Annotated in this window: 19 protein-coding genes and 3 pseudogenes; 11 read left to right on the top strand and 11 right to left on the bottom strand. The window is 73.7% G+C overall.

Annotation, left to right across the window (positions count from 1 at the left end):
- The first annotated feature begins 107 nt into the window (after window positions 1–107).
- The 6 genes from ACFWTC_RS17995 (at window position 108) to ACFWTC_RS17970 (ending at window position 5,652) form a co-directional block, all read left to right on the top strand.
- A complete protein-coding gene (locus ACFWTC_RS17995) occupies window positions 108–1,181 on the top strand; it encodes a FecCD family ABC transporter permease (RefSeq protein ID WP_383928049.1) in 1,074 nt (357 codons plus the stop codon).
- Window positions 1,178–2,296, top strand: coding sequence for a FecCD family ABC transporter permease (locus ACFWTC_RS17990; protein ID WP_383928052.1), 1,119 nt, complete (start codon window positions 1,178–1,180; stop codon window positions 2,294–2,296). The genes ACFWTC_RS17995 and ACFWTC_RS17990 overlap by 4 nt, the downstream gene beginning before the upstream one ends.
- A complete protein-coding gene (locus ACFWTC_RS17985; protein WP_383928055.1) occupies window positions 2,293–3,126 on the top strand; it encodes an ABC transporter ATP-binding protein in 834 nt (277 codons plus the stop codon). Before ACFWTC_RS17990 ends, ACFWTC_RS17985 begins: the two co-directional genes overlap by 4 nt.
- A 12-nt stretch (window positions 3,127–3,138) precedes the next feature.
- Window positions 3,139–4,719 (top strand): amidohydrolase, encoded by a 1,581-nt coding sequence (locus ACFWTC_RS17980; RefSeq protein ID WP_384028771.1) that lies wholly within the window; start codon window positions 3,139–3,141, stop codon window positions 4,717–4,719.
- On the top strand, window positions 4,716–4,955 hold the full coding sequence (locus ACFWTC_RS17975) for a hypothetical protein (RefSeq protein WP_384028773.1): 240 nt from the start codon (window positions 4,716–4,718) through the stop codon (window positions 4,953–4,955). The genes ACFWTC_RS17980 and ACFWTC_RS17975 overlap by 4 nt, the downstream gene beginning before the upstream one ends.
- Window positions 4,956–5,127: 172 nt before the next feature.
- Window positions 5,128–5,652: a GNAT family N-acetyltransferase gene (locus ACFWTC_RS17970; RefSeq protein ID WP_383928062.1), complete on the top strand. Its 525-nt coding sequence runs from the start codon at window positions 5,128–5,130 to the stop codon at window positions 5,650–5,652.
- 59 nt (window positions 5,653–5,711) lie between these two features.
- Here ACFWTC_RS17970 and ACFWTC_RS17965 read toward each other — a convergent pair whose 3' ends face one another.
- From ACFWTC_RS17965 to argC, 4 genes are read right to left on the bottom strand one after another with little or no spacing between them, the layout of a single operon-like run.
- Window positions 5,712–6,959, bottom strand: coding sequence for an acetylornithine transaminase (locus ACFWTC_RS17965; protein ID WP_384028775.1), 1,248 nt, complete (start codon window positions 6,957–6,959; stop codon window positions 5,712–5,714).
- Window positions 6,938–7,888 carry an acetylglutamate kinase gene (argB, locus tag ACFWTC_RS17960; RefSeq protein ID WP_384028777.1) on the bottom strand — a complete coding sequence of 317 codons (951 nt, stop codon included), beginning with the start codon at window positions 7,886–7,888 and terminating at the stop codon, window positions 6,938–6,940. Before argB ends, ACFWTC_RS17965 begins: the two co-directional genes overlap by 22 nt.
- Window positions 7,885–9,036 carry a bifunctional glutamate N-acetyltransferase/amino-acid acetyltransferase ArgJ gene (argJ, locus tag ACFWTC_RS17955; RefSeq protein ID WP_383928068.1) on the bottom strand — a complete coding sequence of 384 codons (1,152 nt, stop codon included), beginning with the start codon at window positions 9,034–9,036 and terminating at the stop codon, window positions 7,885–7,887. Before argJ ends, argB begins: the two co-directional genes overlap by 4 nt.
- Window positions 9,033–10,067, bottom strand: coding sequence for an N-acetyl-gamma-glutamyl-phosphate reductase (gene argC, locus ACFWTC_RS17950; RefSeq protein WP_383928070.1), 1,035 nt, complete (start codon window positions 10,065–10,067; stop codon window positions 9,033–9,035). The genes argJ and argC overlap by 4 nt, the downstream gene beginning before the upstream one ends.
- 321 nt (window positions 10,068–10,388) lie before the next feature.
- On the opposite strand from argC, the gene ACFWTC_RS17945 reads away from it, so the two are divergent.
- Complete coding sequence (locus ACFWTC_RS17945; RefSeq protein WP_383928073.1) at window positions 10,389–10,637, top strand: hypothetical protein; 249 nt, start codon at window positions 10,389–10,391, stop codon at window positions 10,635–10,637.
- Window positions 10,638–10,870: 233 nt separating this feature from the next.
- Here the strand turns inward: ACFWTC_RS17945 and ACFWTC_RS17940 are convergent.
- Window positions 10,871–11,152, bottom strand: a pseudogene (locus ACFWTC_RS17940) (hypothetical protein); the annotation flags it as partial.
- A 118-nt stretch (window positions 11,153–11,270) separates the two neighbouring features.
- Entirely contained in the window at window positions 11,271–12,203 is a 933-nt protein-coding gene (locus tag ACFWTC_RS17935; protein WP_383928076.1) for a LysR family transcriptional regulator, read from the bottom strand.
- An 80-nt stretch (window positions 12,204–12,283) separates the two neighbouring features.
- Here ACFWTC_RS17935 and ACFWTC_RS17930 point away from each other — a divergent pair, with 80 nt between their 5' ends.
- Window positions 12,284–13,240, top strand: coding sequence for an EamA family transporter (locus tag ACFWTC_RS17930; protein WP_383928079.1), 957 nt, complete (start codon window positions 12,284–12,286; stop codon window positions 13,238–13,240).
- Between the two features lie 31 nt (window positions 13,241–13,271).
- On the opposite strand, the gene ACFWTC_RS17925 is transcribed toward ACFWTC_RS17930, so the two are convergent.
- The 5 genes and pseudogenes from ACFWTC_RS17925 to ACFWTC_RS17905 all read right to left on the bottom strand — a co-directional run bounded on the left by ACFWTC_RS17925 (window position 13,272) and on the right by ACFWTC_RS17905 (window position 17,170).
- Window positions 13,272–13,913 carry a TetR/AcrR family transcriptional regulator gene (locus ACFWTC_RS17925; protein WP_383928081.1) on the bottom strand — a complete coding sequence of 214 codons (642 nt, stop codon included), beginning with the start codon at window positions 13,911–13,913 and terminating at the stop codon, window positions 13,272–13,274.
- Window positions 13,910–14,017, bottom strand: a pseudogene (locus ACFWTC_RS17920) (DUF4166 domain-containing protein); the annotation flags it as partial. The pseudogene ACFWTC_RS17920 and the gene ACFWTC_RS17925, both read right to left, overlap by 4 nt.
- Window positions 14,018–14,098: 81 nt before the next feature.
- Entirely contained in the window at window positions 14,099–14,686 is a 588-nt protein-coding gene (locus ACFWTC_RS17915; protein WP_383928134.1) for an alpha/beta hydrolase, read from the bottom strand.
- A 409-nt stretch (window positions 14,687–15,095) separates the two neighbouring features.
- Window positions 15,096–15,488 (bottom strand): annotated as a pseudogene (locus ACFWTC_RS17910) (alpha/beta fold hydrolase); the annotation flags it as partial.
- A 782-nt stretch (window positions 15,489–16,270) separates the two neighbouring features.
- Complete coding sequence (locus tag ACFWTC_RS17905; RefSeq protein WP_384074247.1) at window positions 16,271–17,170, bottom strand: YhjD/YihY/BrkB family envelope integrity protein; 900 nt, start codon at window positions 17,168–17,170, stop codon at window positions 16,271–16,273.
- Window positions 17,171–17,499: 329 nt separating this feature from the next.
- Between ACFWTC_RS17905 and ACFWTC_RS17900 the strand changes: the two genes are divergently transcribed.
- From ACFWTC_RS17900 to ACFWTC_RS17890, 3 genes are all read left to right on the top strand, one after another.
- A complete protein-coding gene (locus ACFWTC_RS17900; protein ID WP_383928087.1) occupies window positions 17,500–18,342 on the top strand; it encodes a class II glutamine amidotransferase in 843 nt (280 codons plus the stop codon).
- Window positions 18,343–18,483: 141 nt separating this feature from the next.
- Window positions 18,484–18,837, top strand: coding sequence for an SHOCT domain-containing protein (locus ACFWTC_RS17895; RefSeq protein WP_383928090.1), 354 nt, complete (start codon window positions 18,484–18,486; stop codon window positions 18,835–18,837).
- Between the two features lie 228 nt (window positions 18,838–19,065).
- On the top strand, window positions 19,066–20,934 hold the full coding sequence (locus tag ACFWTC_RS17890; RefSeq protein WP_384028781.1) for a glycoside hydrolase family 15 protein: 1,869 nt from the start codon (window positions 19,066–19,068) through the stop codon (window positions 20,932–20,934).
- Window positions 20,935–21,017: the final 83 nt, after the last annotated feature.

The following is a 21,017-nucleotide window of genomic DNA, read 5'->3' as shown; positions in this document are numbered from 1 at the left end:
GTCAGCGCGTTGACCGTGCGGGGCAGGTGCGGTTAGGGTCACCTAAGTAGCTTTGATCCGTACGTCATGTTCTTACGCCGGCGAGATGCCGCCAGGGAGAGTCGCTGTTGTTGATCGAAACCCAGGCGGCGTCCAAGAGCGAGGCCGGCGGACCGGTCGCACCCCCGGCGTCCCGGTCCCGGTCCGTTGCGGCCGTACGCGCGGTGGGCCTGCTCGTCGGGCTCGCCGCACTGGTCCTGGCCGGGCTGCTCAGCGTGTGGGTCGGCACCAAGGGGATCCCGTTCGCCTCGACGTGGAGCGTGCTGTGGCGCCCTGACGGATCGCAGGCTTCGGTCATCATCCACGAGTACCGGATCCCCCGCACCCTCCTCGGCCTCACCGTGGGCGTGGCCCTGGGGCTGTCCGGCGCGCTGATGCAGGCGCTGACCCGCAACCCGCTCGCCGACCCCGGCCTGCTCGGCGTGAGCCTCGGCGCCTCCACCGGCGTCGTCGTCGCCATCGCCTTCCTCGGGATCGGCGCGGCCCTGGGCTACGTCTGGTTCGCGTTCGCCGGCGCCGCGATCGCCTCGGTCGTGGTCTACCTGCTGGGCTCGTCCGGCCGGTCGCTGGCCACACCGGACCGGCTGGTCGTCGCGGGCGCCGCCGTGACGGCGGTGCTGACCGCCTTCAACACGGCGGTCCTGATGCTCAATCCGCGGGCCTTCAACCAGTTCAGGTTCTGGACCGTGGGTTCCCTCTCCGGCCGCGACCTCGACTTCCTGTACGTGATCCTGCCGTTCGTCGCCGCGGGCCTGCTCATCGCGCTCCTCCTCGCCCCCTCGCTCAACGCCCTGGGCATGGGCGACGACGTCGGCCGCGCCCTCGGGGTGAACGTCAACCGCACCCGGGTGCTGGGCGCCCTCGCGGTGATGCTGCTGTGCGGCGCCGCGACCGCCGCCGCGGGGCCGATCGGCTTCGTGGGCCTGGCCGTTCCGCATGTGGCCCGCTTCGTGGTGGGACCCGACCAGCGCTGGGTGCTCGCGTACTCGATGCTCATCGCGCCCGTCCTGCTGATCGGTTCGGACGTACTGGGCCGGGTGCTCGGAGCGCCCGGCGAGGTCCAGGTCGGCATCGTCACCGCGTTCCTCGGCGCACCGCTGTTCATCGCGCTGTGCCGCCGCCGAAAGTTGGTCATGCTGTGAGTGCCGCACCCGACGCCGACACCGCCGTCGTCCCCGCCTCCCGGACCGCCGGCGACGCGGGCCCCGCGCCCCGCATCCTGAGCGGTTCGGTCCTGCGCACCCGGGGCGGCCGGTACTCCCTGCGGGTGCAGGGCCGCACGGTGGCCGTAACCGTGATCCTGCTGGCCCTCCTCGTCGCGGTCATGGGGGTCACCCTGACGACGGGCGACTTCGACCTCTCCGTCGGCGAGGTGCTCCGGGCCCTCTTCGGCCACGGCGGCGGCGCGGCCGACTTCGTCGTCAACACGCTGCGCATGCCACGGCTCGTGACGGCCCTGTGCGTCGGCGCGGCCCTGGCGGTCAGCGGCGCCATCCTGCAGAGCCTGACCGCCAACCCGCTGGGCAGCCCCGACATCATCGGCTTCACCAACGGATCGGCGACCGGAGCCCTCGTCGTCATCGTCGTGCTGCACGGCAGCATGACCCAGATCGCGATCGGGGCGCTCATCGGCGGACTCCTCACCGCCGCGGCGATCTACCTGCTCGTCGCCGGCGGCGGAGTCCAGGGCTTCCGGCTCGTCGTCATCGGCATCGGCGTGAGCGCCCTGCTCCTCGCCGCCAACTCGTACCTGATCACCCGGGCGAGCTGGCAGGAGGCCCTGGAGGCCCAGGCCTGGCTCATCGGCAGCCTCGGCAACCGGGGCTGGGACCACGCGGCCGCGATCGGCATCGCCGTCGCCGTACTGCTGCCGCTCGCCCTGCTGTTCGCCCGCAGGCTCTCCATGGTGGAGATGGGCGACGACACGGCGACGGCCCTGGGCGTCAACGTGGGGGCGAGCCGTACGGCCCTGCTCCTCATCAGCGTCGCGCTGGCGGCGTTCGCCACCGCGGTGACCGGTCCCATCTGGTTCGTCGCGCTGGCGGCCCCCCAGATCGCCCGGAAGCTCACCCGGTCGTCCGGCCCGGCCCTCGTGCCGGCCGCGGCCTCGGGCGCCGTCCTGCTGGCCGGGAGCGACCTCGCCGTCCAGCGCATCTTCTCTCCCGCCCTCCTGCCGGTGGGCACGGCGACCGGCACCATCGGCGGGCTGTACCTCATCTGGCTGCTGGTCACGGAGTCACGAAAGAGCCGCGCATGACTGAGACCCTTCCTCCCACGGCCCGACTGAGGGCCGAGGACCTGACCCTCTCCTACGACCAGCGGACCGTGGCCACCTCCCTGGGCGTGGTCATCCCCGACCACTCCTTCACGGTGATCATCGGGCCGAACGCCTGCGGGAAGTCCACCCTGCTCAAGGCGCTGGCCAGAATGATCAAGCCGCAGGCCGGTGAGGTCTACCTCGACGGGGCCGCGATCGCGTCCTACCGGTCCCGCGAGGTCGCCCGCCGGCTCGGCCTGCTCCCGCAGTCCTCGACCGCGCCGGGCGGCATCACCGTGGGCGACCTGGTCGCCCGCGGCCGCTACCCGCACCAGAAGCTGCTCAAGCAGTGGTCCGCCGAGGACGAGGCCGCGGTCGCCGAGGCGATGCGCCAGACCGGTGTGCTACCCCTCGCCGACCGCCCCGTCGACGACCTCTCGGGCGGCCAGCGGCAACGCGTATGGCTGTCCATGGTGCTGGCCCAGCAGACGTCCATCCTGCTGCTGGACGAACCGACCACCTACCTCGACATCGCCCACCAGGTCGAGGTGCTCGACCTGTGCGCCGACCTGCACGAGCACAGGGGCCACACGATCGTCGCGGTCCTGCACGACCTCAACCAGGCCTGCCGCTACGCCACCCACCTCGTGGTGATGAAGCCCGGCGGCATCGTCGCCGCGGAGGGGGACCCCGCGACGATCATGACCGAGGAGCTCATCGAGGACGTGTTCGGCCTGTCCTGCCGGATCATCGACGACCCGGAGACCGGCACGCCCCTGATGGTGCCCACCGCCCGCAAGCGGACCGCCGCACCCGCCGCCACCCCCTAGGGACGGACCTCCATGCTCACCACCCGGCTGACCAACGCCACCATCCTCACCATGGACCCGGACCACCCGGTCGCCCACGACCTGGGCATCTGGCACGGCCGGATCGTGGGCCTGGACGACGCGGTGACCTCCCTCCCCGCACGCGAGGTGATCAACCTCCAAGGCGCCACCGTGCTGCCGGGGTTCATCGACAGCCACGTCCACCTCGCCTGGACGGGCCTGAAGGCGGGCACCCCGAGCGTCGCGCCGTGCACGCGGATCGACGACGTGCTGGCGGTCGTGGGGGAGGCCGTCTCCCGGCAGCGCGTGCCCGGAGCCTGGGTGGACGTCGCCGGGTACGACCAGCGGGGGCTGGGGCGCCACCTGACCGCCGCCGAACTGGACCGCGTCAGCGACGGGCACCCGGTGTTCCTGATGCACGACTCCGGACACGCCTGCGTGGTCAACAGCGCCGTGCTGGACCGGCTCCCCGCCCACGTCCCCCACGAGAACGGCTTCCTCGCGGAGGGCGCCATGAGCGCCGCCCGCGCGCTGCGGCCGCCGTACTCGCAGGCGGAACTCGCGGACGCCGTCGAGCGCGCCGCACGGACCTGTCTGGCCGAAGGGGTCACCGCCTGCGCCGAGGCCGGCATCGGCGGCGGCCTGCTGGGCCACAGCACGGTCGAGCTCGGGGCGTACCAACTCCTGCGCGACCAGGGCCGGCTGCCGCTGCGCGTGCAGCTCATGGCGGCCGCCGACACCCTGCGGCCCGTCACGCCGCAGACCTCCGACGGCATCCCCCGCGCCCTCGACCTCGGCATGCGCACCGGCTTCGGCGACGACTGGCTCTCCCTCGGCGCGCTCAAGATCTACACCGACGGCGGGATGATGGCCCGTACGGCCGCCCTCACCAGCCCGTACCAGGGCTCGGAGCACGCCGGGCAGCTCCAGGACGCCCCGGAGCGCCTCGCGGACACCATCGTCGACGGCCATCTCGCCGGATGGCAGCTCGCCGTCCACGCCATCGGCGACCGAGCCGCCGACCTCGCCCTGGACGCCATCGAACGCGCGCAGCGCCTGCGGCCGCGCCCGGACGCCCGGCACCGCGTCGAACACGCGGGCTTGATCCGGCCCGACCAGCTCCCGCGCTTCGCGCGCCTCGGCGTGAGCGCGGTGGTCCAGCCGAACTTCCTGCGTTCCTTCGGCGACGACTACGCCGCCGTCATGGGGGAGGAGCGGGCCCCGTGGCTGTACCGGGGCCGCGGCTTCCTCGACCACGGCATCACCCTGGTCGGCAGCTCGGACCGTCCCGTCACCGACGGCTCACCGCTGAGGGCCGTCCAGTTCATGGTCGAGCGCGCCTCGTCGTCGGGCCGGTCCATCGGCCCGGACGAGGGCATCACGGTGGACCAGGCCCTGTACGCGTACACGGTCGCCGGGGCGTACGCCTGCCACTGGGATGGCAGCGCCGGCAGCCTCGCCCCGGGCAAGCGCGCCGACCTGGTGGTGCTGGGGGACGACCCGCGGCGCGTCGGGACCTCGCGCATCGGTGACATCGAGGTGGTCGCCACGTACGTGGACGGCGTGGAGTCGGAAGGGGCGAAGGCGCTGTGAGCACGCGCACGGAGACCGCCGGGGAGGCCCAGGCGTTCGCCTACCTGTGGCAGGAGCCCGAGGACGAACTCCGGTGGGTCATCTGGGATCTGGACGAGGAGACCGTGGTCTTCGACCGGGAGATCAACTGCCCCGTCCACATCGACGACGGCGCGACCCGCTCCGAGGTGCTGCGCCGGATGCGCGCGGCCGGTGTGCCGGAGGGCCCCGACTACCCGGGCCGCCCCTGCGCGTAGGAGCCGGGCGGGCGGGGGCGCGGGCCCGGGCGGGGGGCGGCGCGGCCCGGGCGGGGGCCTGTGCGGAGTTTGGTCCGTCAGGTTAAGTAAGGCTACCCTTAGTTGATGGCTCCAGCGGTGCGGCGATCCTGCCGCCTTCCGCGCGTGCTGGGGCCGTAAGGAAAGGGAACCCTTGATCACGGCCACTCCGCGGACCGCCTCCCGGTCCGCCTGCACCCCCCTGCCCGCCGTCCTTCCCGTGCGCTCCGCGAACCCCCGCGACGCCGCCGCCCTCTCGGCCCTGTCACGGCCGTTCGTGCAGTCCGGAGCGCTGCGTGCGCGCCCCTTCTCCCTCTACCAGTCGGACGCGACCGACTTCCTCCTCGTGGACACCTCCGACGGGACGCTCGAAGGCTGCCTCGGCCTCGGTGTCCACCCGGCCGACCCGGTGCGCGGCGGCGGGCCCACCGGCGTCCTGTACAACTTCTGCGTCGCGCCCCGCAGCCAGGGCCGCGGCATCGGGGCGATGCTCCTGCGCGGCGCGCTGCTCCGCGCGAACTCCCTCGGACTGGGCGCCCTGTTCACCGCGACGACCGGAAGCGGCGCCCTGTTCCTGCGGCACGGCTTCGCCCCGGCGGACGCGTGCCTGGCGCCGGCCGCCTGGGCGGGCTCGCTCTCGCCCCGGCGGAACTCGCGGATCCTCGCCCGCGCCCTCTGACCGGCCTCCGGGTACGCGTACGGGCCGGCTCCCCCGCAGGGGAGCCGGCCCGCTCCGTCTCAGGCGCCGAGGACCTCCGGCAGGACCGAGAGGAGCGCGTCGACCTGCGCCCCGGGGACGGTCAGGGCCGGAGCGAGCCGTACGGTCGCGGGACCGGCCGCGTTGACGAGGAACCCGGCCTCCTGGGCCGCCTGCCGGACCCGCGCCGCGACCGGTTCGGTGAGGCCGATGCCGAGCAGGAGCCCCGCACCCCGCACCTCGGCCACCCGGGGATGGCCGAGCGCCCGGATGCCGTCCCGGAGCCGCTCGCCCTGCCGGGTGACGTGCGCGAGCAGGTCCTCCACCCCGATGGTCTCCAGGACCGCGAGTCCGGCCGCGCAGGCCACGGGATTGCCGCCGAAGGTCGAGCCGTGTTGACCCGGTGTCAACAGGTCGGCGGCCGCGCCGAACGCGAGCGTCGCGCCGATCGGCATGCCGCCGCCCAGCCCCTTGGCCAGGACCACCACGTCGGGGTCGACGCCGTCGGCCGCCTGATGGGCGAACCAGTGCCCGGTGCGGCCGATCCCGGTCTGCACCTCGTCCAGCACCAGCAGCGTCCCGGTGGCCCGGGTGATCTCGCGGGCCGCCCGCAGGTACCCCGCGGGCGGCACGATCACGCCGGCCTCGCCCTGGACCGGCTCGAGGAAGACGGCCGCCGTGTCCTCCGTGACCGCCGCCCGCAGGGCGTCCGCGTCGCCGTACGGCACGTGGGACACCCCGCCCGGCAGCGGCAGGAAGGGCTCGCGCTTCGCGGGCTGGCCGGTGAGGGCGAGCGCGCCCATGGTGCGCCCGTGGAAACCGCCCTCCGCGGCGATCATCCCGCTCCGCCCGGTCCGCCGGGCGATCTTGAAGGCGGCCTCGACCGCCTCCGCACCGGAGTTGGAGAAGAACGCCCGTCCGGGCCTCCCCAACAGCCCCAGCAGCCGCTCCGCGAGCGCCACGGCGGGCTCGGAGACGTAGAGGTTGGACACGTGGCCCAGCTTCGCCACCTGCGCGCCGACCGCCGCCACCACGGCGGGGTGGGCGTGCCCCAGGGTGTTCACCGCGATCCCGGCGGTGAAGTCGGCGTACGGCCGGCCCGCCTCGTCCCATACGGTGCTCCCCTCCCCGCGGACCAGGGCCAGCGGCGGGGTGCCGTAGTTGTCCATCATCACCGCGCGCCAGCGGTCCGCCAGCACCTCGCGGTCCGCCGGCACTTCACGGTCCGCCGGCGCCTCGCGGTCCCCGTCCGCGGCGGGCTGCCGGATCACGTCGTGTCCGAGGGCCATGCCGTTCCCTCCTCCAGGTCCGGGACCACGGTGGTTCCGGAGACGTCGCCGGAGAGGACCCCGCGCAGCACCGAGTGCGGCACCCGGCCGTCCAGGACGTGTGCCTTGCGCACGCCCGCCCGGACGGCCCGCAGGCAGCCCTCCATCTTGGGGAGCATGCCGCTCGCCAGTTCCGGCAGCAGCTTCTCGACCTCTTCGGCCGTCATCCGCCCGATCACCTCGGTGCTGTGCGGCCAGTTCGCGTACAGCCCCTCGACATCGGTGAGCATCACCAGCTTCTCCGCGTCGAGGGCGACCGCCAGGGCCGCCGCCGCGAGGTCGGCGTTGATGTTGTAGACCTGCCCGTCGGCGCCGCGGGCCACGGGGGAGACCACCGGGATGCGCCCCTGTGCCAGGAGCGCGCGGAGGGTGTCCGCGTTCACGTCGACGATGTCGCCGACCAGTCCGATGTCCACCGGCTCGCCGTCCACCCAGGCCGTTCGCCGGACGGCGGTCATGGTGTGCGCGTCCTCGCCCGACATCCCCACGGCGAACGGCCCGTGTGCGTTGATCAGGCCCACCAGCTCCCGCTGGACCCTGCCCGTCAGCACCATCCGGACCACGTCCATCACCTCCGGAGTCGTCACCCGCAGGCCCGCCTCGAAGCGGACCTCCAGGCCGAGCCGTCCGAGCATGGCGCTGATCTGGGGGCCGCCGCCGTGCACCACGACCGGGAGCAGGCCGGCGAGCCGCAGGTCCACGACGTCCTGGGCGAAGGTCCGTTTCAGGTCCTCGTCCACCATGGCGTTGCCACCGAACTTGATCACGACGATCCGGCCCCGGAGGTGCTCCAGGCGGAGCTGTTCGCGCAGGGGCGGTTCCAGGACGGCCTTGGCCGCGTTCGCGTGCGGTGCGGCGAGCGGTTCCTCCGGCGTGTCCGTTCCGCTCATGAGCTGTACGCGCTGTTCTCGTGGACGTACTCGGCGGTGAGGTCATTGGTCCAGACCGTGGCGGACGCGTCACCGGCACGCAGGTCGACCGTGATCACGATCTCGCGCGCCGCCATGTCCACCGCTTCGCGGGACTCGCCGGCCGCGCCGTCCCGGCACACCCAGACGCCGTTGACCGCCACGTCCAGGAGGTCCGGATCGAAGGCGGCGGCCGTCGTGCCGATCGCCGACAGCACCCTGCCCCAGTTGGGGTCCTCGCCGTGCAGGGCGCACTTGAGCAGGTTGTTCCGCGCCACGGACCGCGCGACCTCCACGGCATCCGCTTCCGAGGCCGCGCCGACGACCGCCACCTCGATCTCCTTCGACGCGCCCTCCGCGTCCGCGACCAGCTGCCGTGCCAGGTCCTGACAGACGGTGCGTACCGCTTCGGCGAAGCCGTCACCCTCGGGCGTCACACCGGAGGCGCCCGAGGCGAGCAGCAGCACGGTGTCGTTGGTGGACATGCAGCCGTCCGAGTCCACCCGGTCGAAGGTGGTGCGGACCGCGTCCCGCAGCACGGAGTCGAGGACCTTCTCGGGGACGTCGGCGTCCGTGGTGAGGACGACGAGCATGGTGGCCAGCCCGGGCGCCAGCATGCCGGCGCCCTTGGCCATGCCGCCCACGGTCCAGCCGGGCCCGTGGACCACCGCGGTCTTGTGCACGGAGTCCGTCGTCTTGATCGCGACGGCGGCGTCCTCGCCCCCCTCGGGCGTCAGCCGGGCGGCGGCGGTGGCGATGCCCGCCGTGATCCGGTCCATCGGCAGCGGGGTGCCGATGAGCCCGGTGGAGCACACCGCGACCGCGTCGGCGTCCGCGCCCACGGCGCGCGCCGTGTGCTCGGCCATCACCCGGGTGTCCTCGGCGCCCGAGGGACCGGTGCAGGCGTTGGCCCCGCCGGAGTTGAGGACGACGGCGGATATCCGGCCGTCCGCGAGCGCCTGCCGGGACCAGCGGACGGGCGCGGCCTGGACCCGGTTGGAGGTGAACACGCCGGCGGCGGCGTACGACGGGCCGCGGTTCACCACCAGGGCGAGGTCGGGGTCACCGGACTGTTTGATCCCGGCGGCCACACCGCTCGCGAGGAATCCCTGTGCGGCGGTCACGGTCACGGAGCCACTCCATTCGTGGGCAGGCCCAGCCCTTCCGGCAGGCCCAGGGCGACGTTCATGCTTTGCACCGCGCCACCGGCGGTGCCCTTCGTGAGGTTGTCGATGGCGCTGACCGCGATCACGCGGCCGGCGTACTCGTCCACCGCCACCTGCACCTGCGCGATGTTGGACCCCAGCACGGCGGCGGTCTGCGGCCACTGGCCGCCCGGGAGCAGCCGGACGAAGGGTTCGTCGGCGTACGCGTCCCGGTAGGCGGCCCGCACCTCCGGCGGCCCGGCGGCGGCGCCCTTGCGCAGGGGCGCCGAGCAGGTGGCGAGGATGCCGCGGGGCATCGGCGCGAGGGTCGGGGTGAACGACACGGTCACGTGCTCGCCCGCCACCCGGGACAGGTTCTGGGTCAGCTCGGGCGTGTGCCGGTGGCCGCCGCCGACTCCGTACGGGGTCATCGAGCCCATCACCTCCGAGCCGAGCAGCCGTGCCGTGGCCGTGCGGCCCGCACCGGACGTCCCGCTCGCGGCGACGACCACCGCCTCCGGTTCCACCAGGCCCGCGGCGAAGGCGGGGTACAGCGCCAGGGTCACGGCGGTCGGGTAGCAGCCGGGCACGGCGATCCGGTCCGTGCCCTTCAGCTCTTCGCGGACGCCGGGGAGTTCGGGCAGCCCGTACGGCCAGGTGCCGGCGTGGTCCGACCCGTAGAACCGCCGCCACTGCGCGGGATCGTGCAGCCGGAAGTCCGCGCCGCAGTCCACGATCAGTGTGCCCGGCTCCAACTGCGCGGCCAGCGCGGCCGACTGGCCGTGCGGCAGGGCCAGGAAGACCACGTCGTGCCCGTGGAGCGACTCGGCCGAGGTCTCCACCAGGACCCGGTCCGCGAGCGCGGCCAGGTGCGGTTGCACCTCCCCCAGCGGGCGGCCCGCACTGCTGTGCGCGGCCAGCGCGCCGATCTCCACACCGGGGTGCGCGGAGAGGAGACGCAGGATCTCCCCTCCGGCGTACCCGCTGGCTCCGGCCACCGCGACCCGTACCGTCATGTTCCCTGGTCCCTCTTCGCGCTCGCTCGATGCCGGGCCTTCGCCCGGGCGGAATCCTGATGGGGCGTCATGCGTGTGGTTCCGGAACGGAAGGGCGGTTGCCCGGCCGGTCAGGGGGTGGATCAACGGCGGTCGGGCATGACGACGCCCCTTCGGCCGCATTGTGCTTAGGTCAGGCTAACCTAAGCTGACCGGGCGATGAAGCGGGGCGGTCATCTACCGGGATGATTCGGACGCCTCCCGCCGGGCCAGCCGACCCGTCGGCCTCCGCCCCCGCAATGGCTGGAGGGCCAGGGTTACGCAGGCGGGAGACGCGCACCGGTGAAGGACGGGCAGCCCGGATGCGCGGTCGAAGCCGGAATCACGGAGGCCATGCTCGTCCATTGGCGCCAGCGCGACGCGGAGTTCGACCGGGCGATGGACGCGGCGGCCGCGATGGCCCGTACCGGAGGCGTGGCTCCGAGGGGCCGGCTCAACGGAGTGGGCCTGCGCATCCTTCTGAAGTCCCTCACCCGGGGCGTCCCCCTCGGTACCGCTGCGGAAGCGGCGGGCTCAGGCGGGACCAGCTGAACCGGCTCCGTCGGCGGAACCCTTCGCTCCACCTCCTCGTCGAGGCGGTCGTGGCCCACTCGCGCGAACGCCCCAAGCTCCCCCGCGGCAAGCACGCCTTCGTCTACCGGTTGGTCACCACGCGTCCCCCCGCCCTCGGGTCGGGGGGACGCGAAGCCCCGGGGACCCCGGCGCGGAGGCTCCCGGTAGGTGAGCCGGGCCGGCCGGGGTGACCGGTTACGGGCGCCGGGTCCTCACGGGCGGGTGGGCTGGGTGTGCGTCAAGAGGAACTCGGTCGCCCGTGCGATGGCCTCCGCGGAGGTCGCGTAGAGGGCCTCGGACTCCTCGGCCCGCTGGTTCGCGGCGGTCACGGCGTACCACCAGGCGCCGGCGTCCGGGTCGTGGTGGATCACGGCGGAGCCGCCCGCGTAGCTCAGCGGGATGGACTCGCTGGCAGCCCGCTTCGGGACGGCGTACGGCCACTTGAGGCGGGCGGACTGGCACTTGATGCCGCCCCACGCCGCGCCCAGCTGGGTCATGACGCCGGCCCAGAAGTTCTCGTCGCCCTTGTCGGGGGTGGGGATTGCCGTTGCTTCGTCCATGCGACAAATCCAGCTGTCGAACCGACTGGCGACAAGGAAAACTGTCCGAATGTCATGTGACAGTTTTGTGTGTCGTCCATGTCGGGTCCGTAGTTCCGGGCGGCTCCAGACCGGGGGCCGTGATGTCGAGCATGCCGAGGAACGCGGTCGCCGCCGGCGTGCGGCCGGATCGGCTCCAGACGGCGTACTCGACGCGGACCGGTGCGTCGTCGACGCCGACGGTGACGACACCGGCGAGCTGCGCCGCGTACGCGGAGGGGAGCATGGCCACCGCGAGGCCGGGCCCGACGAGTCGGGCGATGTAGTCGGCGGTGGTCACCTCGAAGGCGACGTCACGGACGAGACCGGCGGCCGAGAAGGCCTGGTCGGATTGGGCGCGGCCGGCCGTCCCGGCCGGAAGGTCCACGAAGACCTCGCAGGACAGCCGGCGGAGGTCGACGGCCGGTCCGCCCGCGAGGGGATGGTCCGGCGCGACCACCGCGACGAGCCGGTCGCGGGCGAGTTCGTGGGCGGCGACGCCCCGGGGCCGCGCCGTGGTCGGCAGCCCGAGGAACGCCACGTCCAGCGTTCCCTCCACCACCCGCTCGACGAGGTCGTCGCTGGCGCCCACGCGCAGGCTGATGCGCACGTGCGGGTACCGGCTCCGGACGTCGCGCAGCGCGCCCGGGATGTCGACCGCGGTGACCGTGGGGATCAGGCCCACGGCCAGCCGCCCGCGCACCTCCCCGACCTCCGCGGCGACCTCCGCGGCCGCCCGTTCGGCGGCGTCCAGGCACTGGCGGGCGGCGGGGAGGAACGCCTCGCCGGCCGGGGTGAGCCGAACCCGGCGACTGGTGCGCTCGAAGAGCCGCGCGCCGAGTTCCCGTTCCAGGCGGGCGATCTGGTGGCTGAGGGCGGACTGGACGACCAGGCACCGTTCGGCGGCCCGGGTGAAGCTGGTCGTTTCGGCCACGGCGACCACGTACCGCATCTGTTGGAGCTCCATCGATCCATCGTGGATCGAGATCGATGGAGTGACAAGCATGTGTTGGACTCATCAATCGGGCCCGGGTGAGACTTCGGGACATGACAAGCCGCGCCACGCAAGGGGCTCCCGGCGGTGCCGGGGCAACGGGCCGCGGGACGCTCCGCCGCACCGCCCTGACCGCGCTCGCCCCCTCCGTCTGGGGCACGACCTACATCGTCACCACCGAGCTGCTGCCGCCGGGACACCCGCTGTTCGCGGGTTTCCTGCGCGCACTGCCCGCGGGCCTGATCGCGCTGGCGGTGACCCGGAAGCTGCCGTGCGGGGTCTGGTGGGGGAGGGCCGCGGCACTCGGCGTACTGAACATCGGCCTGTTCCTCCCGCTGCTGTTCCTCTCGGCCGAACGCCTGCCGGGCGGCGTTGCCGCCACCCTGGCGGCCGTCCAGCCGCTCGTCGTCGCCGTGCTGGCCGTGACGCTGCTCCGCGAGCGCCTCTCTCCCCGGCGCCTGGTGTGGGGCGTGGCGGGCGTCGCCGGGGTCGGCCTGGTGGTGATCGGGCCGAACGCGGCGGCCGACACCGTCGGGATCGTCGCGGGCCTCGCCGGGGCGGCCACGATGGCGCTCGGCGTGACGCTCACCAAACGCTGGGGCAGGCCCCCCGGCGTGGGCCCGCTCGCCTTCACCGGGTGGCAACTCGCCGCCGGAGGGCTGTTCCTGGCGCCCCTCACCTTCCTCGTCGAAGGAGCGCCTCCCGCGATCGGGGTGCACGCCGCTCTCGGTTACCTATGGCTGGGCCTGGTCGGCGGCCTGATCACCTTCGTGCTGTGGTTCCAGGGCGTCGCCGCGCTGCCGGTCAGCTCGGTCGCGGTCCTCGGCCTGTGCTCCCCGCTGGTCGCCGCCGTCCTGGGCGCCGTCGTACTCGGCCAGACCCTCGGGCCGGTCCAACTCGCGGGCTTCGGCCTCGCCCTGGCCTCGATCGTCGGCGGGCAGCTCTCCGCACCGCCCGCCGGATCACCTGACGCGACCTCGACACCCGTACCGGACGGGCTCCGTCGGTGAGCACCGCCGCCGCTCGGCTCGGTCCCGCGGGTCAGCCTCGGGTGCGGCGGCGCAGCTGGTGGGAGACGGCCCGTTGGGACAGGGGGCCGAGTCCTTCCATGGCCTGGGCGAGGACGGCGAGCTGTTCGAGCGAGTCCAGGGCGCGGGCGGCGCCCTCGGGGTCGACGCCCTCGTACAGTTCGATGCCGACGAACGAGGCCGCCGCGGCGCGGGCCAGCCCGGCGGGGTCCGCGAAGGCCGCCAGGGGGGTCGCGGCGAGCAGGCGGGTCAGGACGGCCTCCAGCTCCTCGATCCACAGCGCGAGCCCGGCGGAGGTCGCGGCCGCGAGGGCGGGCGCCGTCTGGCCGGCGGCCAGCAGCTGGCCGAGGACGGCGACGTGGCCGGCGGCCCGTTCCTCGGCGTGCATCGCGCGGGCGAAGGCCAGGAGGTCCGTGAGGGAGTCCAGGGCGGCGAGCCTCTCCCGGTAGCGGGAGACGCGCTGCTCGGCGCCGTGCACGCAGGCGGCGGCGAGGAGCTCGTCGACGGAACCGAAGTGGTAGAAGACCAGCGCCTGGTTGACCCCGGCGGTCGCCGCGATCGAACGGGCCGAGGTCTTGGCGATGCCCTGCTCGACCACGGTGCGCAGGGCCCCTTCGAGGAGCTTGAGGCGGGTGGCCCCGCCGGACGCGCTCACGCGCGGGCCTCCTCGCGGACGGGCCGCAGGTCGGCGCGCAGTCCGCGCCCGTCCGCGTCGACGTACTCGGCGGTGAAGGAGCCCTCGTAGCCGAAGAGGAAGCCCTGGCCGCGTCGAAACGGACCGGGACGGGCTGTTTTGCGGCTTCGTCCTGCGCTGCCCGTCCGGATGCCCCGGGCCGAGGCCTACGGACGGCAGGAACCCCGCGCAGTGCTGCCAGGGCCGCCGCGACGAGGGCCCAGCACAGCGCGTACCACCGGAACAGGCCGCCGGGATCGGTGAACAGGCCGTCGTAGCGGACGGTGGCGACGAGGGCGGCTTCCGTCATGCCGGCCCGATCCGCCGGTTGCGACCCCCCGGCGTCGGCGGGTCAGGTCTTCGGCCCCGATCTCGAACTCCGGCGGCTCCAGGCCCTCGACGCATCCCGTCTCCGGGGCGGTCGGCGCGTTCAGGAACGAGCGGGTGATCTCCTGCGCGCACGGGGACGCCGCGAAGGCCACATGGGCGACGTAGGGGATCGTGACGGCGGTCGACCGGCTCAGGGTGCGCGCGACGTACGGTCCGTTGCCCGCCCCGGTCTGGGCGTCGAACCCGGCCGACATGACGAGGGTCGGGACGTCGCTCCGCGTGACGTCGCGGATCGAGCGCGGCGCGGCGGGAACGTTCCAGGCGGCGCGGTCCGCGTGAGGAAAGGGAGTTGGGGCGCCTGGGCCAGGACCGAGCGGGGGAAGGACGGGAACGCCCGCTGCCGGCCCGGAGCACGTCCGCCTCACTCTCGAACGGCACCCACTCGCGGCAGAAGACGCCGTAGGCCAGCCCGTGCGCGAGCCTCCCCACCGCCTGGGGGCTGACCTTGCCGCCCGCCCACTGCTCGGCGATGCGCTGCGGTCTGCCGTGCGCCAGCTCGTCGAGGGACCGGGGGACGCCGGCCGCCAGGTGGGTGGCGGACGTCATCCACGTCACCAGCGCCCCGCCGTCCGGTACGACCTTCACCGGCTCCTCGCGCCCCGGCACCGTGACGGTGGTCGTGACCGGCCGGGCTTCCAGCTCACGGACGAGCCGGTCGAACGTCGCCGACAGGTTCGGGTAGCGGCGCTCGCACGCGGGCTGCCGCGCGCACGCCCGGAACACGCCGTCGAAGCCCTGACGTGCGCTGGTCCAGGTGAGGGCGGGTCCGGCCGTGGACGGCGGGAGGACGCCGTCGAGGCCGACGGACCGGATCCCCTCCGGGTGGTCCCGCAGGTAGATCAGGGCCAAGTCGGTGCCGTAGGAGATGCCGAACACGTTCCACTGCGCGATGCCCAGCGCGACGCGCAGGTCCGCGTAGTCGGCCGCGCTCTCGGCGCTGTCGTAGGCGGCCAGGTCGGCCCGGAAGCCCGCCACTCGCTCCCGGCAGGCGCGCGTCGCGTCGACGTGCAGGCGGCCCGTGGACGGCGCGTCGTAGACGAGGCCGGCCGAGCGGGCGGTGAACTCGTCGACGCCGGGGCAGGTCAGCGGCGGGTCGGCGGAGTACGTACCGCGCTGCGACATGAAGACGGCGTCCCGGTCGCGGTTCAGACCGCCGTCGACGGCCATCGGGATCTCCCCGACCGCGTCGTCGCCGGGTCCTCCCGCGAACCAGACGACCGGGTCGGGCTCCGGCTCGTCCGTGGCCGCCGGTACGACCGCGACGCCGAGGCTGATCTTCCGGCCGTCCGGCGCGGCCCGGTCCTGCGGCACCGTGAGCCTTCCGCAGCGGGCCCCCTTGAGGGCCGGGACCGGGTCGGGCGTCTTCGGGCAGGGGCCCGGTACGTAGCGGGCGTCGCCCGCCGCCCCCGGGACCGTGCCGATCGCCGCGCCGGACCCCGGGCGGCCGGGGCCGCTGCCGGGGCCGCCCGCGCCGACGCCGTGGGCGGGCGTCGCCACCAGGCCGGTGACGAGGATGCCGGCCGCCAGACCGGCCGCCCGGCGTTGTGAGCGATCCAGCCCCCAGTGCGGCCGTGCCGGCCGGGCAGCCGTGGATGCCGGCGAAGGAACGCGATCACATGGCACATCGGAGCACCCGCACCCGTCCGCAGCGCGGCAGTCCGCAGCACGGCTGTCACGCCCGTCACCGCCCGCGACCCGCCGGACGGAACGCGGTGGCCGCCGCGGCCGTGCTGATGGGGGCCGGTGCGCTACCGGCCCCGACCGGCACCGCGGTGGCGCACTGTGCCGGCGGCGCAGCGACGATACGGGGCGGCCCGCGCGGGCGCACACGGGAGCAGGCACCGGCCGGACGTGCCAACCGGTGCCGTGCGGCGGTGAAGGAGACCAACCGCGAGGCAGCCGCCGACCGCGTTCCCCAGGCACGGCTCCCTCCGCCCCTCCGCCCCCGGTCAGGGAGACGGGGCGGCCGGCGGTGGGGCGGCCGGCGGTGGGGCGGCCGGCGGTGGGGGCGGCGCGGGCGGCGTCCCGAGGCGGCGGGCCGGCAGGGCCTCGTGGGCCACCACGTACCCGACGGCGATGGAGAGCGTGATGACGACGAAGAACACGATCAGCCAGGACAGCAGGACGAAGACCGAGCCGAGGCCGCCGAACTCGTGCATGCTGCGCTCCACGGCGCGCGGCATGTAGATCTTCGAGCCCACCGACAGGAGCTGCCCCCCTACGCCGGCCAGGACCGCCCCGGGCAGCAGCGGCAGCCAGGGGACCCGGCCGCCGAGCAGCAGGCGCTGGGTCCACCACCACAGCAGGATGCCGGTGACCACGGCGACGAGGAAGCCGACCGCGCGGCCGGCGCCGAAGGCGTCCTGCACCGGGCCCTGGAACAGCAGCGCGACCAGCCAGACGACGAGCCAGGCCAGCCACCGCCACGCGGCCAGCCGCGCCTTCGCCTTGGGCAGGTGCCAGGAACGTTCGCACGTCGTCTGGAGGGCGCGGCTGCACGCGGTCGCCGACAGCAGGGTCACCACGATCCCCACCCCGCTGGTGCTCGCCACGGCGGTGGCGTCGGTGGAGGAGTACACGGACCGCACCTGGTCCAGTGCGGCGTCCTGGAGACCCAGCGTCGCGCGGATGGAGGAGACCAGCTGGTCCTGGAGCCAGTCGGGCGCGACGGCGGCGATGACGAACACGGCCGGCAGCGCACCGAGGAAGGCCTGCGCGGCCAGCCGGGTCGCGCAGTCCAGTACCCGCACGGCGGCGAGCTGCTCCAGGAGCCGGCCCAGCAGCGGGGTGTGCCTGCGCATCCAGCCGGGTACGGCGAGCCGGCGCGGACCGGCATCCGGTTCGGGCACGGCGGGACTCCTCGGCGACGGACTGCGACGGCGGCGACCGCCTCCCAGAACCATGGCGGAACACCGCGCGTCCGGCACGTCGGCCACTCGGCGCGCCGCTCGCCCACGTGGCGCTCCCCGGGGAGGGAGCTGAGAATGGGAAGGCCGTACAGGGACCGCCGCGGCGTCACGCGCGGCGGCGGCCACGGAGCACGGCAAACCATCCCGGGGTGCCCTGCGCGGCGCGCCCAGCGAATCGGTGACGGGCGGGCTCGCTGCGACAGTGCGGTTCCGGGGGCGCGCGGGAAGACCGTTCGGTCCCCGCCAGGCTAGGACGCAGGTGATCACGCATGTGCCGATGGCTCGCGTACTCGGGAACGCCCATGCTGCTCGACACCATCCTGTACAAACCGGCCCACTCGCTGATCGACCAGAGCCTGCACTCCAAGCTCGGTGTGGAGACCACGAACGGCGACGGTTTCGGGGTCGGCTGGTACTCGGAGTACGCGGAGGACAGCACCACTCCGGCGCTCCTCCGGGACATCGGCCCCGCCTGGAACAACCGCAACCTCAGGGAGCTGGCGGACCACGTCCGCTCACCGCTGTTCTTCGCCCACATCAGGGCGTCGACCGGCACGGCGGTGCAGCAGTCGAACTGCCACCCGTTCCGGCACGGCCGCTGGATGTTCATGCACAACGGGGCCATCACGGGCTTCCACCTGATGCGCCGGGACCTCACCCTGCTCGTCGACCCCGCGCTGTACGGGGACATCGGGGGGACCACGGACTCCGAGGTGATGTTCTACCTCGCCCTCACCTTCGGCCTCGACCAGGACCCGCCCGCCGCCGTGGCCCGGATGGCGGGAGTCGTGGAGCGCGCGGGCCGTGACCACGGGGTGGAGTTCCCCCTCCAGATGACGCTCGCCATCACCGACGGGGAACGCGTCTGGGCCTTCCGCTACTCGAGCGGGCACACCTCCCGCTCGCTGTTCTACAGCAGCCGGGTGGACACGCTGCGCCGGCTGCACCCCGACGTCGCGTTCCTGCGGGACATCTCCGACGAGACCCGCCTCATCGTGTCCGAGCCCCTCGGCGACCTGCCCGGCGCCTGGAACGAGGTGCCGGAGAGCACCTACGGCGTCGTACAGCACGGGGCCGACGAGCTGCACGACTTCGCCCCGACGCCCGCGTGACGCGACCGTCCGCGCGGCCGCGCACCGTTCAGAGGGTTCGTCAGGACCCTCCTCCCCACGTACAGGAGACCGGCCCATGCAGAACTCGCTGCTCCACCTGGCAGAGGACTACGACTACCCCTGCTGAACATCTTCTGGACCATGATGCTGTGCTTCCTCTGGGTCCTGTGGTTCATGCTGCTCTTCCGCGTCATCGGCGACATCTTCCGCGATGACGAGTTGGGCGGACTGGCCAAGGCCGGATGGACCGTATTCGTCATCCTGGTGCCCTACCTGGGCGTCTTCGTCTACCTGATCGCCCGGGGCCGTGGGATGGGCGAGCGCGACATCAGGCGGGCCCAGCAGCAGGAGCAGGCCTTCCGCTCCTACGTGCGCGAGAACGCCGGGACCACCAGCCAGGCAGAGGACCTGTCGCGTCTCGCCGAGCTCAAGAACCGCGGCGACATCACGGCGACCGAGTACGAGCAGGCCAAGGCCAAGGTCCTCGGTCCCTGAGCAGCGGACCGGGTCCGGCCCCGGCACGGGGGCGCCCCGGCCGGCGGCGCCCCTGCCAGCCGTACAGAGGAGGGGAGTTCACATCGGCCCCGCCGCGGCCGGCACCGGACCGGGGCGCTCCGCCGTCTGCCCGTGCCGCCGCGCCGATACCGGACCGGGGCGCCACGCCGTCTGCCCGTGCCGAAAACCCGCGCTGCCCCCGGCAGCCTCACCCCTCGTGGAGGGCCGATGCGTCCCTACCCGCCGATCGCCGAGCACGGTCTGATCGGGGACCTGCAGACCTGCGCCCTCGTCTCGTCCGAGGGCGTACTCAACTGGTACTGCGCCCCCCGCTTCGACTCGCCCAGCATCTTCGCCGCCCTGCTCGACGACACCCGCGGCGGCTACTTCGCCATCACCGCCGAGGAGCCCCCCGGCCCCGACGGCGAACCGCCGGCCGCCCCCGACAGCGTCACCCGGCAGCTCTACCTGGCCGACACCGCCGTCCTCATCACCCGCTTCCTCACCCCCGAAGGCGTCGGCGAAGTCATCGACTTCATGCCCGTCCACGACCCGCACACCGCCACCGACCGGCACCAGATCGTGCGGGCCGTGCGCGGTGTCCGCGGGACCGTGCGCTTCGCCCTGGAGTGCCGCCCGCGCTTCGACTACGGCCGGAGCCCGCACGAGCTGACGCTCGGCGCCGAGGGCGCCCGCTTCGACGGACCCGGCATCACCGCGTACCTGCAGGCCTCGGACCGGGTGGTCCTGGAGGCCGACGGGACGGACGTACGGGCGACCGTGACCCTGGCCCTGGCCGAGGGCGAACACGCGGCCACCCTCCTGACGGTCTGCGACCCGGACGGCGCGCCCCCGCCCCCGGTGGGCCTGGGCGACCTGATGGCGGAGTTCGACGCCGTGCGCGACTTCTGGCACGGCTGGATCGGGCGCTGCACGTACCGCGGCCGCTGGCAGCAGATGGTCAACCGCTCCGCCATCACCCTCAAGCTGATGACGTACGCGCCGACCGGCGCACCGATCGCCGCCACCACCATGGGACTTCCCGAGCGGGAGGGCGGCGAACGCAACTGGGACTACCGCTACACCTGGGTCCGCGACGCGTCGCTCTCCGTCCGCGCCATGCGCGACCTCGGCTTCACGGCCGAAGCCGACGCCTTCCGCGGCTGGCTCCTCCAGCGGCTGGCGGACGGGGGCGCCCCCAACGGCGAGCCCCTGCAGATCATGTACCGGGTCGATGGCGACCCTTACCTGACCGAGGAGGTCCTTGACCACCTGGAGGGCTGGCGGGGGTCGATCCCGGTACGCGCGGGCAACGGCGCCGCGGACCAGCTGCAGATGGACATCTACGGCGAAGCGATCTACGCCCTCGCCCAGTCCGGCCGGACCGGCGCCATCGTGGGTTTCGACGACTGGCAGCGCTGCGCCGCGCTGCTGGACTGGCTGTGCGAGAACTGGGACCGCCGCGACGAGGGCATCTGGGAAACCCGCGGTGGCCAGAAGGACTTCACCTACAGCCGCCTCATGTGCTGGGTGGCTCTCGACCGCGGCATCCGCCAGGCCACGGACACCGCCCGCCCCGCCGACCTCACGCGCTGGACCGCGGCACGGGACGCGATCCTGGAGCAGATCATGACCCTGGGCTGGAGCGAGGAACGCGGGGCCTTCGTCCAGGAGTACGAGAACACCGTCCTGGACGCCTCGCTGCTGCTCATGCCCCTCGTCGGCTTCATCACCCCCGCGGATCCGCGCTGGCTGTCCACCCTCGACGCCATGGACGGCGAACTCGTCTCCGACAGCCTCGTCTACCGCTACGACCCGGAGGCCTCCCCGGACGGCCTGGAGGGAGCCGAGGGCACCTTCTCCCTGTGCAGCTTCCTCCACGTCCACGCCCTCGCCCGGGCCGGCCGCCTCCAGCAGGCCCGTTACTCCTTCGACAAGATGCTCACCTACGCCAACCACGTCGGGCTCTTCGCCGAAGAGGTCGGTCTCACCGGCGAACAGCTCGGCAACTTTCCCCAGGCCTTCACCCACCTCGCCCTCATCACTGCGGCGCTCGCCCTGGACGCCGAACTCGACCGCACCGCGGCCGGGGCGTGAACGTCTGGTGCCGGGCCACCGGCGGGATGACGATGGAGGGGTGAGCCTCATGTCCGTGAGAGCCGGACCGGTCACGGCCGGGC

Origin of the sequence: Streptomyces sp. NPDC058619 (assembly GCF_042717785.1) — a bacterium.
Lineage (GTDB): Bacteria > Actinomycetota > Actinomycetes > Streptomycetales > Streptomycetaceae > Streptomyces.
This window is presented reverse-complemented; position numbering and strand designations above follow the sequence as displayed.